Annotated in this window: 12 protein-coding genes; 11 read left to right on the forward strand and 1 reads right to left on the reverse strand. The window is 43.3% G+C overall.

The annotated features are described in order from the left end of the window. Positions 1–166: 166 nt before the first annotated feature. On the forward strand, positions 167–565 hold the full coding sequence (locus tag QZ135_RS18210; protein ID WP_294612533.1) for a hypothetical protein: 399 nt from the start codon (positions 167–169) through the stop codon (positions 563–565). On the opposite strand, the gene QZ135_RS18215 is transcribed toward QZ135_RS18210, so the two are convergent. After that, complete coding sequence (locus QZ135_RS18215) at positions 447–1,574, reverse strand: site-specific integrase (protein ID WP_294612536.1); 1,128 nt, start codon at positions 1,572–1,574, stop codon at positions 447–449. The genes QZ135_RS18210 and QZ135_RS18215 overlap by 119 nt on opposite strands. Positions 1,575–1,895: 321 nt before the next feature. On the opposite strand from QZ135_RS18215, the gene QZ135_RS18220 reads away from it, so the two are divergent. From QZ135_RS18220 to QZ135_RS18265, 10 genes are all read left to right on the forward strand, one after another. Beyond that, a complete protein-coding gene (locus tag QZ135_RS18220; RefSeq protein ID WP_294612539.1) occupies positions 1,896–2,453 on the forward strand; it encodes a TetR/AcrR family transcriptional regulator in 558 nt (185 codons plus the stop codon). 71 nt (positions 2,454–2,524) lie between these two features. Continuing rightward, positions 2,525–3,598, forward strand: a complete 1,074-nt coding sequence (locus tag QZ135_RS18225) for an FHA domain-containing protein (protein ID WP_294612542.1) — start codon at positions 2,525–2,527, stop codon at positions 3,596–3,598. A gap of 30 nt (positions 3,599–3,628) precedes the next feature. Then, positions 3,629–4,399 (forward strand): protein phosphatase 2C domain-containing protein, encoded by a 771-nt coding sequence (locus tag QZ135_RS18230; protein ID WP_294612545.1) that lies wholly within the window; start codon positions 3,629–3,631, stop codon positions 4,397–4,399. Between the two features lie 12 nt (positions 4,400–4,411). Continuing rightward, positions 4,412–6,064, forward strand: a complete 1,653-nt coding sequence (locus QZ135_RS18235; protein ID WP_294612607.1) for a serine/threonine-protein kinase — start codon at positions 4,412–4,414, stop codon at positions 6,062–6,064. After that, entirely contained in the window at positions 6,065–6,577 is a 513-nt protein-coding gene (locus QZ135_RS18240; protein WP_294612548.1) for a hypothetical protein, read from the forward strand. Positions 6,578–6,618: 41 nt separating this feature from the next. Further along, entirely contained in the window at positions 6,619–7,083 is a 465-nt protein-coding gene (locus tag QZ135_RS18245) for a hypothetical protein (RefSeq protein WP_294612550.1), read from the forward strand. 28 nt (positions 7,084–7,111) lie between these two features. Continuing rightward, positions 7,112–13,126 (forward strand): Ig-like domain-containing protein, encoded by a 6,015-nt coding sequence (locus QZ135_RS18250; RefSeq protein ID WP_294612553.1) that lies wholly within the window; start codon positions 7,112–7,114, stop codon positions 13,124–13,126. Between the two features lie 119 nt (positions 13,127–13,245). Further along, positions 13,246–14,184, forward strand: a complete 939-nt coding sequence (locus QZ135_RS18255) for an FHA domain-containing protein (protein WP_294612556.1) — start codon at positions 13,246–13,248, stop codon at positions 14,182–14,184. Beyond that, positions 14,177–15,253, forward strand: a complete 1,077-nt coding sequence (locus QZ135_RS18260) for an AAA family ATPase (RefSeq protein ID WP_294612559.1) — start codon at positions 14,177–14,179, stop codon at positions 15,251–15,253. The genes QZ135_RS18255 and QZ135_RS18260 overlap by 8 nt, the downstream gene beginning before the upstream one ends. Before the next feature lie 11 nt (positions 15,254–15,264). Then, positions 15,265–15,519 carry an EsaB/YukD family protein gene (locus QZ135_RS18265; RefSeq protein ID WP_294612562.1) on the forward strand — a complete coding sequence of 85 codons (255 nt, stop codon included), beginning with the start codon at positions 15,265–15,267 and terminating at the stop codon, positions 15,517–15,519. Positions 15,520–15,521 lie beyond the last annotated feature (2 nt).

The raw sequence follows: 15,521 nt of genomic DNA on the forward strand, positions 1-15,521 counted from the left end.
CCTATATCACCAATGTGGACGCCGGACACGGACTGATCAAGGTCGGCTCCAGCCTCGTGCCGTTTGCCAACAAATTCCCTAAGCATACAAAGCTCTATAAGCTGATGACTACTAAACCGGGCGAGGGTGCATAACCCTCGCCTTTGGCTGAAAGAAAGGAATCTCAATGAAAAAGACAATCTGTTTTATTCTGATTGGGGTGTTTGCGGCCATCCTCGGCGCAAGCACCTTTTTCCTTGTCCGCCATTACAGGCAGGCGAATAAGCAAGCCGAGCTTTATAACGAGCTGGCTTCCGTCGTCGAGGCTGCTACGCAGCCGGACGCAGAAACCAAACCTGCGGAAACTATTCCGTATTCCGAGGATAAGACCATTCTGCCGGAGCTCGCCGAGCTGTATCAGCAGAACGGCGATTTGGTGGGCTGGATCAGCATTGCAGATACCAACATCAAATATCCCGTGATGCAGTCGGTGAATGAGCCGAATTTCTATCTAAAGCACGGCTTTGATATGTATTCAGTGTTATGGCAACATTTGAATGTCCCAGTATCTCACTCAATGTTTTAATATCAACTTCAGCTTCTACGCATCGAGTGGCAAATGTGTGCCTTAGTGCATGATAGTTGATTTTGGGAATGCTATTATCTTCAAGAATACGCTGAAATCGATATTCAAGTGTTCTTGGCCTGACAAACGTATCTGTGGTAGATATTGTGTATTCTGATACACTGTGCCGTTTAACACTGAGAAGTATTTCAAATATATTTGAAGGTATCGGAATATCTCTAAGCGATGTTTTGGTTTTTGGAACATCTCGAATCAATTCGGTTTTTATAATATTGTTATTGCCTGCACGAGAGGAAACTCTCGCAATAGTTGCCCGAACATGAAGAATCGCATTTGCGAAATCTATATCATCCCACTTGAGTGCACACACTTCTCCAAGCCGCAATCCCATTTGTAATGACAAGTAGATTCCCAATGCAGTTTCATCCATGTTCGTTAAGAGAATAGATTCGAGTTTCTTTTGATCTGATATGCTCAGAATTTTCAGCACCTTTTTTTGAACCGACGGTGTATACACCTTCATTTGAATTGGAGGACATAGGTTTTCTTCTTCCGAAAAGTTTATCACGGCATTTAGAACCAACATAATACTCCGAACGTAAGAGGAAGAAAGTCCTCCGTTTCCATCTAAACGTCCTGCTTGAACTTTGCGGTTCATGAAATCGCTAATTACAGTTGAGTTAAGCTTAGACAGTCTCATGTCCTGAAGTTCTGGCTTTATGTGCCTGTTAATCAGGTTTTCATATCTCATAATAGTAGCGCCTTTGTGCCGAAACTTATTCGCTTCCAGCCATAAGTCAGCAGCAACTCCAAACGTTATGCTACTCTCTGAAGGTTCGCTTTTTGGATTGTTCTTCAAACAATTCCATAATTTTTCTTTAACCTCGGTATAGGTTTTAGCGTAGACGGATTTATAGCATGTTTTTCCATTTGCATCTATGCCGCATTTGTACCGTGCCTCCCATCGCCCATCTTTTCTTTTGTGTATATGTTCGCCTCTTCTGGGCATAATAGCAGCTCCTTCCTGTGCCTCTGATTGACCACAATCTGACACCAATCAATTATAAATCATCCTATTGCTTGCTTGAATTCAGGTGCAAAATTGATAAATATTACTGCTAAATTAGTGTCGGAAGCTGTCATCTGATTGACATACCGTAGGAATCGTGTTATAATGCTATAAAATAGGTGGATTATAAGCGTTAAGAAGTATTTGTTCTACGCAATCAACTTGAGATCGGCTTATTTTTTTGAATGCGAATCAAACGAACGCTTGATTGAAGCAACATTGCAAATGTCAAACCGGTTAACACTTGAGATGGGTGAATAAATGGAAAATAATGAGCGTAGGAAAGAAATATTAAATACCTGCCTTGACACTTTTATTAGTAAAGGATTATCGGAAACAACAGTGCGGGATTTGAGCACTGCATTAAAGCTACAATCTGGTGGCATTTATTATTGGTTTAAAGATAAAGACGAAGCTGTGGTAGCATGCGCTGAAGAAGCGGCATTAAGACTTGAAAATTCGCTGATTTTCCCTGCTCTGGATGATATTCGCGATCCAGATCGGCTTATGAAGCAACTTAAAATCAGAGCAGATAAAATGCGCCCGACGATGAAGTTCTTCGCCAGCGTGTGTGCGTTGGCAAAATATGAAGAAAGAATGCAGCCAGTGTTGGATCGTCTGGCGGAACGTTATGAACGCTATGCACAGCGCTTTTCTGAAGAGTTGCGTTGCGATTTTAATGAGGTCGCACCATATGTGTATTTCGCTATTACAACCATTACGGACTATATGATTTTTGGAGAGGCAAAATATATATTTCCGCAAATTGAATTAATTAAGACTGCGCTGAAAGGCTTTCTACGGGAAGGCACCGAATAAAAAATGCAGAGGAGGTACCTCCTGTGATTAGGTATAAAGAAAAGGCAAAGGATTGCCAATTACTTGTCAGAGTGAAGTTGCCATTTGGAAAAGCGGTAAATGGCAACGAGTTAAATCTGTTTGCACAAAAATGCATTAGGGGGTTTCTGAAGCCAAAGCTAATTAAGAATAATACAATTGAGTACACAGGGCCAATCGCAGTATCGCTGTTTGAGCGACTTGAAAAACCGATCAGCAAGTATGACTTTTTCTTCCTGATAGAGCAAATCATTGATGCAACACAAAAACTTCAGCGAAATGCTTTCCCTTGGAATAAGGTTGTGTGGGATCTTCGCCATGCATACATAAACGAAACGACAAAAGAAGTTCAACTGCTTTATTTGCCCTTGGAAGAAATATCTGGTTCGGCAGATATTTCAGGATTTATTGAAAATATCATATATTCAGCAAAACCAGTCGACGAGCGAGACACTGGATTTGTCTCAAGGTTTGTTTATTTCTTTAAAGGCTTGCCGCATTATGATCCGACAAAAATTGAGGCATATATTGCGCATGAGGATAGAAGCATTGTCAACACGATAAAACGACACACTACCGGTGGCAGTGGATTTATGACGGATAAACGCAAGGATTACTACGATCACTATGAGCAGCGAAATAATGATGATGAGGCCACAGGACTTCTTCCGCAGTCGGACGAAGAAGATACAGCACTCCTCCAGGAAGATAACGAAGCAACGGGTCTTCTTATTGATGAGGGCGATGAAGCAACTGGATTGTTGAATGATGACGAAGCAACCGGCCTGCTTGAGGATGACGAAGCGACGGGGCTCTTGGTTGAAGAGCAAGTGCATTATCCAACGCTTTACCGTATATTGACGAACGAACGCATTTGTGTAAATAAACCTGTGTTTCGGTTAGGGAACGAACGCAGTTATGTGGATTATTTTGTCACGAACAACAACGCGGTAAGTCGTGGTCATGCTGATATTATTACCAGAGGCAATCGGTATTTTGTCCGTGATTTGAACTCTAAGAATAAGACCTACATCAACGGACAGGCAATTCCACCTCAATGTGAGTGCGAACTTTTGGACGGCAGTCGTTTGACACTGGGGAATGAAGAGTTCATTTTCAATATATAAGCAGCAATCTAGGCCAAAGGAGATATGGTAATGCGATTTACAGCAACTGCGGATACCGATATTGGTATTTCAAAGAATACAAATCAAGACAGCGTCCTTGTAAAACATGCATCCTATGACGGTGGCGAAGTGTTGCTGGCAGTTATTTGCGATGGGATGGGTGGGCTGTCAAAAGGAGAATTGGCCAGTGCGACAGTCGTGCAGGCTTTTTCAAGGTGGTTTGACGAGGAACTTCCGTATGAATTAGCGGATGTGAATCTTGAAGTCATCGGCGGAAAGTGGTCGTTGATGTTAAAAGATCTGAATGTACGCATCCTTGAAGCAACAAGGAACCATTGCCGGAGTGGCGAAGCAATGGGAACAACTTTTACTGGAATTCTCTTCGTAAATGACCATTATATTATTGCACATGTCGGTGATACCCGTGCATATCAGATAACGTCTGAAATTCAGCAGCTCACAACAGACCAGACCTTTGTTGCACGAGAAGTTAGCCGCGGAACGATGACTATTGAGCAAGCGCTACGGGATAAACGCAGAAATATGCTGTTGCAGTGCATTGGTGCATCCGAAGTTGTTGATCCTCAGATCCTGACGGGCAAAGCAAGCAAAGGCGCATATATGCTTTGTTCTGATGGTTTTCGCCATGAGATTACCGAGCGGGAAATATACGAATCGTTAAATCCTGTTAATCTGATCAATAAAAAAGCAATGCACAGCAACGTGAAATACCTGATTGAACAGGTCAAGAGCCGCCAGGAGAAGGATAATATCTCCGTGGTTCTGATTAAAGCAGAATAAGAGGTGGCAGATATGACTCGTGTTGGAACGGTAATTGAGGGAAAATATGAAATACTGAAGGAAATCGGTCGGGGCGGTATGTCCGTTGTATACCTTGCGAATGATACACATCTTAACCGAAACTGGGCAGTCAAGGAGGTCCGCAAGAAAGGCAACGGCAAAAATGACGAGATTGTTGTAAATAGTTTGTTGGCAGAGGCCAATATGGTAAAGCGGCTGGATCATCCTGCGCTGCCGAGAATTGTCGACATTATTGATAACGGGACAACCATCTACATTGTTATGGATTTCATCGAAGGAGAATCCTTAGATAAAATTCTGAATGAGTATGGTGCGCAGCCCGAAGATAAGGTAATCGAATGGGCCATGCAGATTTGTGATGTGTTTTCGTATCTGCACTCTCAAAAGCCGCCGATCATCTATCGGGATATGAAACCAGCAAACCTAATGCTCAAACCGAACGGTAATATCAGCATCATTGATTTCGGCATCGCCCGTGAATATAAGGAACAGAATCTGGCGGATACCACTGTTCTGGGCACCAAAGGATATGCACCCCCTGAACAGTATAGCGGGCAAACCGATCCACGCTCCGATATTTTCGCACTTGGCATGACTATGCACCATTTGCTCACGGGGGTTGATCCAAGGAATGGAGAGCCTTACGCTCCGGTGCGTCAGTGGAATCCCGAACTGTCTGAAGGTATTGAGGCCATTATCAACAAATGCGTAGAGCCGGCGGCAGAAAATCGCTACCAGAACTGTGCGGAGCTGCTGGTCGACTTGCAAGATCCCAGCAAGGTCACCAAAGGATGGCGAAGGAAACTGAAGCGACGGTTGTTTGCCTTCGTTGGCGTAGCTGGACTTGCTGTTGTAGCTGGTATTGCCGGGCTTGCGTTAAATTTTGCAGCGACACAGGTAAATAATCAGGACTATGATTTAAAAATTGCTTCCTCTGATCCGACTGGGTATTATGAGGCAATCAATATTTATCCGGCACGTACAGAGGCATACAACAAGCTGATTGACTACTATAAAAATTATGGCGCAGAGAACGACAGCATTGCCCGAATCGGTAACGAACTTGAAAAGCATGCTGATCAGCTTGATACAACATTGCCAGATGTTGCGCAGCTCTACTACGACACCGGAAAGCTGTATTTTGCTGACTATGATGGAGCGTTAAAAGCAAGAGCCGCCAACGCAAAAGGATATTTTGAGGTTGCATCTAATGGAACAGCCGATTTTGGAAAAAAGGATATTGCGTCTTGTTACTATTATATCTGCAAATTCATGACCAGCCAAAGCACGACCTCGGAACACGCACTGGATGATTATACGAAACTCTTCGAGGAGATTAATCAGGCTATGGCCATTGTTGAAAATGCTAATGATAGTGAGTCAAATTATGACAAAATCTCACTTTACTATGTTACGCTTCTGCTGATTAACGATCAATCAAAGTATATGGCAGGAGTAGGCTTCGACCAACAAGAGGCGTTGAATATGATGGAAGCGATTTACAAGAAAACCATAGCGATTACATCGACACTTCCATATGTCACGGAATTGCAGGATAAAATAAAAGGCGACTATGAGACATTTGTAACTACTGTAAATAATAACTACAACGAAGTTGCAAAACGTCAGAACGGAGGTAATTAAATGGCGGAAACACTGTCAATGCTGTCAATTATCTCTTTCATTATCGCCGGTATAGCATTTGTAGCAGCTGTTTTACTTTGGATACTCTTTAAAATTCCACGCATCATTGGTGACCTAAGTGGCCGTAATGCACGGAAAACTGTTGCAAAGGTGCGTTCCAGCAATGAAAAATCAGGTGACAAATCCTATCGCCCAAGTGGAGCGAATGCTGCAAGAGTAAAATTGACCAGTACTATGCCTCAAACGCAGCCAGAGCAACATACCGAAGAAATGCATCCGGGAAATGAAAGTATGCCGGAAACGGGCTTGCTTGCCGATAATAAGGCAGCGCTTCAAAATACAGCTGGTACGGAGTTGCTTTCCGATGAAGATGCCACAGGAACTTTGTTCGACACAGATGCTGCAACCCAACTTTCTGAAAAGCAGGCAGCCCCCGACCATCCTGTACAAAGGAAAACCTTACATATTCTTGAAGAAATCGTACTGATTCATACCGATGAGGTGATTGAATGAGTTGGGGACGATATGAATACTGTGGAAAAAGAATTCGGTGTTTGTTTTGGATTGCTGTTGGGCTATTTGCAATACACGCATCAAGCTATTTACTGATGCCGGTGGCAACAGAATTTGCTGAAAGCCGCGATTCCAATACACCATTGTTTGCTATTGGATGTATATTTTGGAGTTCTATTGTACTCGGTTATCTTCTGATTGCGTTAGCAAACACGGAAAGAAAAAACTTTATCAGGAAGCGGTTGAATGGGGACCTTTCTATGCAGTGCCACATTGGAGCGGTTACCTTCTTTTCAAATCTTCCTGCTACCATTGTTGATGCAGCTCTATTTGCCAGTGTGGTTGCGTTTGCGATTATTTATTGTGCCGGTTTTATAAACCGTTATATCACATATGTGGCATTGGCCATTGTAAGCTTCTCATTGAATACGCACGGCTTATTTAATGGGAGAATATATAAAATCACAAAATACAAACGATTGAGGAGAGACGAAAATCATGAGTAATGCAAAAAAGAGCATATCTCGCAGATTTATGGCAGCGTTATTGTCGTTTGTGTTGGTGTTGGGTCTCATACCCACATCAGCACTGACTGCTTATGCTGCCACACCAGAACATCCGAACGGGGTTACGGTTTCTGTTACCGATCAGGATGGAAAAGGAATTGCGGGAGCAACAGTTGAATACCATATCAACTCCACGGTAAACGGAGCTGATTATGCATCCGGAACAGCAACAACCGATGAAAACGGCTGCGCAGAGGTGCTGGCAGCAGACAAGTTCATCGCAGATGATCTCACACTGTCTGCAACGGCTGTTTTGGCTGATTATACTTATGCTGACGGCAGCGGCCGTATTGAAAATGCTGCAATTACCTCGGATGCGCAGGACTTCGCTATCCAACTTCGCAGCACAAAGATTCCGGGTGTGACCGTTACTGCAAACAGTGGATTGGTCTATCAGGAAGGAACTGCCCAGAGTCTGGTAACTGTAGCAGGTACGAAAGGTACGGATACTGTTACCTACAAAATCGATAACGATGTTGTCGTTACTCCTCAAAAAACAGATGCAGGTACATATGCAGTTGAAGTAATCGTTGCCAGAGAGGGATACTCTGATTTTGTGTTTTCCGAAAATGTTACGATTGCAAAGGCCCCAATTGCCGGTATTGATATTACAGAGGTAAATGCTTCTTACAACGAGAAGCCCCAGAACATTGTAACTCTGACTGGCAATTTCTTGCCGACCGATGAGGTGCACTGGTTTGTCAACGGCACAGACACTGGTTCTATGGATGTTCCGCAGAAAGACGCTGTCGGAGAATATACGGTCAGAGTCACCGTAGATCGGGGCAACAACTATGAGGTGTTCGACAAAACCGTAACTTCGAAGATTGTGCTCGGCAATATTAATCTCGATGGTCTCAAGATTACGGCCAACAAACTGACATACAATGGAGAGGAACAAGAAGCTGTTACTGTTGAAGGTCAGGGAAACTATACCTTGCAGTACCGTTTGTCCGAGACAGAATCTTGGAAAAAATACGATAAAGCTGCTGGAACGGTTCCAACGGTAAAAAACGCTGGAGATTATACCGTTTACATCAAGGCGGTTAAGGATAGTTACAATGACGAAGAATATCCTGAGTATCCGCTGAATGTTCACGTTGAGCGGGCAGAGCAGAGTATTGCTTTTTCAACAGCCGTTCCTACCACAGTTGAACTTTCTAACGATTCAAACAAGAACCGCTACGACTTCAGTGCTAACGGAACTAATTTGAGCGGCGAAGAGATTGAATATACTTTAATCGATGCTTCCGGGACTGATATTGCAGAGATTGGCGCAAGCAACGGAACATTAACTGTAAAACATGCAGGTATTGTAACGGTTAAAGCATTCCGTGCGGGCAACAAGAACTACAAAGATGCTGAAGTCTACAGCACCGTTGTAATCACTGCGCCGCAGAGCGGCTTGGTTTCTTTTGCTATGCAGACCGTGAATTACGTGCTTGATGAAAGCGGCGTTCCTTCGGAACAGCAGGTTACAAAAGTAAACGCAGACGATAACGGAGCAGTTACATATTCTATTGGTCAGACGAATATCGGCTTGTCTATAGATCCGAATAGCGGAAAAATCACAGTTACCAACTGGAACAAACTCGGCAGGGCTATGCGCAAGACAGGAAGTGTTTCCGTCATTGTTACCGCACAAAAGGCTGCCGGGGCTATGACGGCGAAAGAATGGATCAGAAATGGCAAGACTTGGGCTTCGCAGGATTTCACTTGCGAGGTATACCCTGCGACCACGACTTCTTATAAACTTGTAATTACATATGAGGCAGCACCAGACTTTGATGCTGTTTGTAACATTACATCTTCCGACCCCAAAACGGGGTGGTATAACAGCAAGCACCCCGCTACGGTAACGCCGAAAGACGGCGAGAAATACAGCATTGCAGTTGATGATCCGATCGGTTTTGCTGACAAGCAGACCGTCACAGAACAGGGCGAAGATTTACATTACGTTTATCTGAAGGATAAGACGACCAGAAAAATATGCGCTGGAATTGAGCTGAAGATTAAAATTGACACCGTTGCCCCAAATACTGACGACATGACCATTTCCTATTCGGGGTCCATTGTTGATAAGATTCTATCGACGATTACCTTTGGCTATTATAATCCCGATGTTACCGTTACCTTTACCGCAGAAGATGAGACTTCTGGGCTCGCCTATCTGGATTGGAAGTATACAAAAGAGGCCAATGCCAGTGACGTAAATCTTGCTGAGGAAAGCGGGCACCTAACCTTTGATGAAAATGGACAGGCGGAGCTTATATTGACCGCTTCTGAAGTGAAGCAGTATCGCGGTAATATTTCCTTCACCGTGACGGACAAGGCCGGAAATACCAGCGACACAAAGACAGATGATGGACATGTGATTGTCATTGACACGATTACGCCCAATTGCAGTGTGTCTTATGATGACCCGCTGAATATCCATGATGGGAAGAAGTATTTCGACGGAAGTATTGAGCTGAACTTTACTGTCACAGAAGCGAACTTCTACGAAGAAGATTTCAAGGCATTTGTTGCTAAAAACGGCGAATCCAAAGCAGCCGTTCCCTTGAGCTGGAAAAAGAGCACTGAGGAAAAAGATACTTATATTGGAACGTATATGCTCAGCGGCGATGGCGACTATGTGGTGTCTGCTGAATACAAAGACAGATCCAATAATGAGATGGCAAAGTATCAGTCTGATGTGCTGGTAATTGATACGATTAATCCTGTAATTGGTTTTGCGTATGACGAGGCAAAGCAGGAAACGACAATTACAGTCACGGAACACAATTTTGACGCGGCTGATATTGCTGCGACTGTAACAAGTAAGGATGTAAACGGAAACAAGGTATCTGCCAATGATCTGAATGTTGAATTGCATCAGGCCGATAAGTGGGAGCATGATGGAGATACGCATACATTCAAGACCACGAATTATGTAAGCGGTCTCTATACGATTACGATTGATTACTCGGACTTGTCAAAGCGAACGGCGACATATACGACGAACGAATTCATTGTAGACCACGGTGCTCCGTCAGCGCCGGAAATCAGTTATAGCAAATCGCTTTTGGACACTGTACTCGGTGGAATTACATTCGGGTTTTACAATCCGGATGTAACCGTAACGTTTACATCCTATGACGCATTTGCGGGTGTAGACTATTTTACTTGGTCTTATGAGAAGCAGGCAGATGCCAGCAGCACAAATGTTGCCAGATACAATGAGACTAAGCTTTTTGCCCAGCAGGATAGCAGTGATAAATCCAAATATACTGCGGTAGTCACTCTCCCGCTTAATGAAGCTGAGCAGCTTCGCGGCAGTATTGCGGCAACAGCAACCGATAAGTACGGCAATGTCAGTGCAAAAACAACTGACTCCGGTAAAGTGATTGTTGTAGACACAATTTCTCCCGCCATGGCCGTGGAATACAGCGAGGCAAGTAATCAGGTTGGAACCACGCTTTACTACGGAAACGATAAGAGCGGGAAGGCCGAGATCACTTTTAAGGTAACAGAGGCGAACTTCTTCGCAGAAGATGTGGTTGTCAAAGTTTCGAAAAATGGGGCGACAGCTTATGCTGTTACTCCGGCCTGGACTGATGTAGACGCAGATACGCATATTGGAAGTTATACGATTTCCGGTGACGGTCATTATATTGTTTCCGTCGAGTATAAGGATCGTTCCAACAATGAAATGACGACGTATCAGTCCGACATGATTACGATCGACACGATTAAGCCGCAGGTAAATGTTACTTATCAGAATACAGCCAAGATTGCAACGTTGAAAGATGGCGAAGGAGCTGAAAGAGACTATTTTAGCAAAACGCAGACGGCAGTAGTCACGATCAATGAGCATAACTTTGATTCCAATGATGTCAAGTTCAACATCGTTGGCAAGGATGTTGCCGGTAATATGCGCAATATCAGTGACTTGATCTCCATGTCTTCCTGGAGAACGAATGGCGATGTTCACAGCATTACTATCGCATATTCGGGTGATGCCAATTATACCTTTGATGTGGACTACAGCGATCTTGCGAAGAATGCCGCTGAAGATTATGCCGCAGATCACTTTACCGTAGACACGGTAGCACCTCGAATCACAGGCGTTTCTTACAGCTCGAGCGTGCTTGAGACAGTACTCTCTAGCGTGAGCTTTGGCTTTTACAACGCAAAGATGACGGTCACCGTTACTGCTGAAGATGATACGGCTGGCGTCCATCAGTTTAATTACAGCTACCTGACTGCTGCGGGGGTAAGTTCTGTCAATGCGCAGCTTTTGGATCAAGTAATAGGCGAAGCAGGTATCAAGTATTCAGACGGTGGCAGAACGGCTACCATGACATTTGAGATTCCTAAGATGGCACTCGGCAGCGACAACCAGTTTAATGGAACCGTGAAGTTTGATGCGACAGACCGTTCTGATAATAAGGTGGAACAATCGGAAAACAAGCGCATCGTTGTCGATAATATTGCCCCTACAGCTACTGTTTCCTATAATGAGCCAGTCAATACGCAAAATGGTATTTCCTACTATGATGGAAACATCAATGGAACGATTACCATCAATGAGGCTAACTTCTACGCAGAGGATGTTTCTGTTATGGTTTCCCGTGACGGCGGTCCTGCACAGACATTGGCCACCTCTTGGTCGGACAGCAGTGTTGATACACATATCGGCTCCTTTACCCTCGCAGACGATGCGGACTACATTGTCACAATCAATTATCGAGATAAGTCGGGCAATACAATGACAGAGTATCAGTCAAGCCAGATGACGATTGATACGAAGATTGAAGAACCTACTTACTCGATTAACGGTGTAGCTAAGTCTGGCGATGATGGTGGAGCCTATAAGGATGAAGCAAATATCAGCTTCAACTTTGAAGATCAGAACTTTGATACGCAGACTGTAAAGCTTGTGCGTACCCGTTTTAACGAAACTAAGGACGTCACAGCAGATTTTGTGAAAGTTGGACTCAACGAAAAGGGCGGTTCCGGTTCTTTTGATATTGCGAAGAAAGTAGATAACGATGGCATCTATGTACTGACTGTCACAATGACAGACAAAGCTGGCCATTCCACGGAATCCCATATCAAGTTTACCATTAACCGTTACGGTTCTGTCTACGAGTATAGTGATTATCTGACCTCCCTGATTAAGGATGGCGGTCAGTACATTGCCAAGAATGGCGATGCTGCAATCACAGATGACCTTGTGATTACAGAATACAATGCAGATAGAATCGTTAAGGGGTCTCTGAAGATTGTAATTACGCGTGACGGTGAAACAATCGACACGAAGTTTACTGCCAGCCCTGAGGCTTCCGACAACACTGCAATTGGGTCCTCCGGTTGGTATCAGTATGTGTACACCATCAGCAAGGAAAACTTCACAGAAGACGGCGTTTACAACATTACAATCACATCTGAGGATGCGACTGGAAATACTTCAACAAGTGTGCCGGATAACTCCGTCGCTGCAAACGGTGAAAAGATTCTCGATGTAATGACTTTTACGGTGGATACTACAGCACCTGAGATTCGGAACATTGTTGGCTTGGATAAGAAAATCGTTAATGCCCAGGAGCAGGATGTCAAGTACACGATTGTTGATGTCGGCGGGTTGCAGCAGATCGAGGTAATCGTGAACGGTCAGACTGCCGATACGATCACTGATTTTGGCGACGATCTGAATAGCTATGCCGGTACATTTACGCTGAGTGAAAGCAATGAAGCACAGACGGTTCAGCTAAAGGTTACCGACCTTGCCGGTAATGTTACAGATACTGCATCTGATGATTTTAATCCTGGTGAACGGTTCGTGTTCAACGATGTAATTACCGTTTCTACGAATTTCTTCGTTCGCTGGTATGCAAACGCTCCCCTGTTCTGGGGTTCTATCGGCGGTGCTGTGGTAGTAACCGCTGGAATTTGGCTTCTTATCGTTGCAAAGCGCAAAAAGAACGCTGAAGAGAAGTAATAATCATTAGCAAAAGGAAACCGCACTGCCCGTGCGTTAAGCACGGGCAGGCGGAACCCCTTTGCTAGAACTTGGACTACGAAAATTTTCGTGGTTCAACTTGTGGCAAAGGATTTCTCGTGGAAGGATTGAAGTGTATGAATGTCTTGGCCGAAAAAGGTAGATTAACAGAGATGGAATGCGGTACAAATTATGCGTGCATTCTGAATGATAATTCGTCCTTCCTCCCTACTGAATATAAGGTACTCCAGAGTCAGAAAGGCGGCTGCTTTGTTAAGTGTATGCGGATGTTGTACAACGGCAAAACAGAACTATACTATTTTTCCGGAGAACTGAAACCCCTTTCTACGGTGTTATTATCCATTGATGCAGAGCGCTTTTTGACGATTCTTTGCAATCTGTTTGCTGCAATTATCAGTGTTCAGAGCAATGGATTCTTAACTTGTAGAAATATTAACGCTGATTTTGAGAGAATTTATATCGATCCGAGTACATACAAAGTCAACCTGATCTATCTTCCGCTAAAAGAGCATCTCTTTGAAGATGACGCAGCGTTTGAAAATGAGGTTAGGACATCGCTTATCAAGCTGATTTCTGGTTTAAATGCATTATCTACTCCCAGAATGATGCAGGTCTTAGCAGATTTACAAAATGGCTCTTTGGGAGTGGAAGAACTTTATTCAAAATTAAGTGGCAAAATGATTGCCAATCAACATGACAATAATAGTGTAGAAAACAGAGAACCTTCCACTGCACCAACAAGATTAAAGCTGGTGGCGATGAATGCGCCTGTCAGGTTTGTAATTACAGTGGATAAAAACGCCTTCACGATCGGAAAAAAAGACTCCAATGATGCGGTAATCACGTTTAACAAGATGATCAGCAGAGTTCACTGTAAAGTCACCGGTAGTCGAGGCCAGTATTGGATTACTGATTTACAAAGCTCAAATGGAACCTATATTAATAATATGCGGTTACAACCCAATCAGCCGCATGAATTGAAATCTGGAGATATTGTGCGGATGGCGAATTCGGATTTTCAGACTGTAATTGATTGAAGGAGATGGCGGGATGTCGAAAGCACGCGTAATTATTGCTGACACAGATATAAACTACATCATTCCGTTACAGCTCAAATTTGCAGAGGAGTTCTTTGATGCAATTGATTTGGAAGTAATTTCTGATAGGAGCTATTTCGAAAAACTGTTCGCAGTTCCTCAGAAAGCCGATATTCTTATTGTATCAGAGGAGCTATATGATTCTTCCCTACAGCGCCATAATGTCAGCAATATCTTCTTGATGACGGAACAGTATGAGGAAGGCCAGACCGCTGAATTGAATGTAAATCGGATATTCAAGTATACCAGTATCAAAGAAATTTTTAGCGAAATCACCGGAAAAAGTGCTGGCGCACTGAAGGTTCAAACGGAGAGCCAGGAACCTAGAATTGTATTGGTTTATTCTGCCTGCGGAGGCACAGGGAAAACAACTGTGGCAATGGGCATAAGTGCATCACTTACGAAAAATTATAAACGCGTTCTATATATAAATGCAGCTCGATTGCAGGTCTTTCAGCATATGCTTGAGAATCCATCAGCAATTACCGCTGCGGATGTGTATACGAAGCTTTCTGCAAGCACTGACAGCATCTACGAAAATATTAAACATGTAATTCGTAAGGAACTATTTAGCTATCTTCCGCCTTTTAAAGCTGCATTGATGTCCTTGGGGCTACCCTACTCTGTTTTTGAGAGAATAATTATCTCTGCAAAGAAAAGTGGAGAGTATGATTTTATTGTAGTGGACGCTGATATTACATTTGACGAAGATAAAGCTACTCTGCTGAACATTGCAGACAAGGTTCTTATTGTTACAAAGCAAAATTTATCCTCCGTAATTGCAACAAATATTCTCGTTGCGAATATAAACGGAGCAAATACAGAAAAATACTCTTTTGTGTGTAACGACTTCGACAAAGAAAAGGACAACTCGCTGATTTCCCCAAATGTATCGGTAAAGTTTTCTATCGACGAGTATATTGAGCATTTCAGACATTATGACAAAATGAGTCCGGATGATTTCTCAAAAGAAAACAGTATTCAAAAGGCAGCGTTTTTGACCATATAAGGAGGAGCACAATGAATAAAGAAACAGCGATTATAATCTTTAATATTATTAAGAGAAATTTCACTGTGGATCTTGAGGTTCCGCTGGATATATCTGCTAATGATTTAGTAAACGCTCTAAATACCGCATATGATCTCGGCATTGATACTTCTAATATGAAAAACTGTTATCTGAAAATGGAAAATCCGATTTCCTTGCTCAAAGGTAACAAGTTATTGGCTGATTTTGGAATGCGCAACGGCAGTGTTATCAACTACACAGAATAGGA

Source organism: uncultured Bacteroides sp., from assembly GCF_905207245.1.
Taxonomy (GTDB): domain Bacteria; phylum Bacteroidota; class Bacteroidia; order Bacteroidales; family Bacteroidaceae; genus Bacteroides.

Excerpts from the sequence above, each read along its gene's own strand:
- QZ135_RS18210 (WP_294612533.1), top strand. The coding sequence starts at position 167 with ATGAAAAAGACAATCTGTTTTATTCTGATTGGGGTGTTTGCGGCCATC.
- QZ135_RS18220 (WP_294612539.1), top strand. The coding sequence starts at position 1,896 with ATGGAAAATAATGAGCGTAGGAAAGAAATATTAAATACCTGCCTTGAC.
- QZ135_RS18235 (WP_294612607.1), top strand. The coding sequence starts at position 4,412 with ATGACTCGTGTTGGAACGGTAATTGAGGGAAAATATGAAATACTGAAG.
- QZ135_RS18265 (WP_294612562.1), top strand. The coding sequence starts at position 15,265 with ATGAATAAAGAAACAGCGATTATAATCTTTAATATTATTAAGAGAAAT.
- QZ135_RS18230 (WP_294612545.1), top strand. The coding sequence starts at position 3,629 with ATGCGATTTACAGCAACTGCGGATACCGATATTGGTATTTCAAAGAAT.
- QZ135_RS18215 (WP_294612536.1), bottom strand. The coding sequence starts at position 1,574 with ATGCCCAGAAGAGGCGAACATATACACAAAAGAAAAGATGGGCGATGG.
- QZ135_RS18240 (WP_294612548.1), top strand. The coding sequence starts at position 6,065 with ATGGCGGAAACACTGTCAATGCTGTCAATTATCTCTTTCATTATCGCC.
- QZ135_RS18250 (WP_294612553.1), top strand. The coding sequence starts at position 7,112 with ATGGCAGCGTTATTGTCGTTTGTGTTGGTGTTGGGTCTCATACCCACA.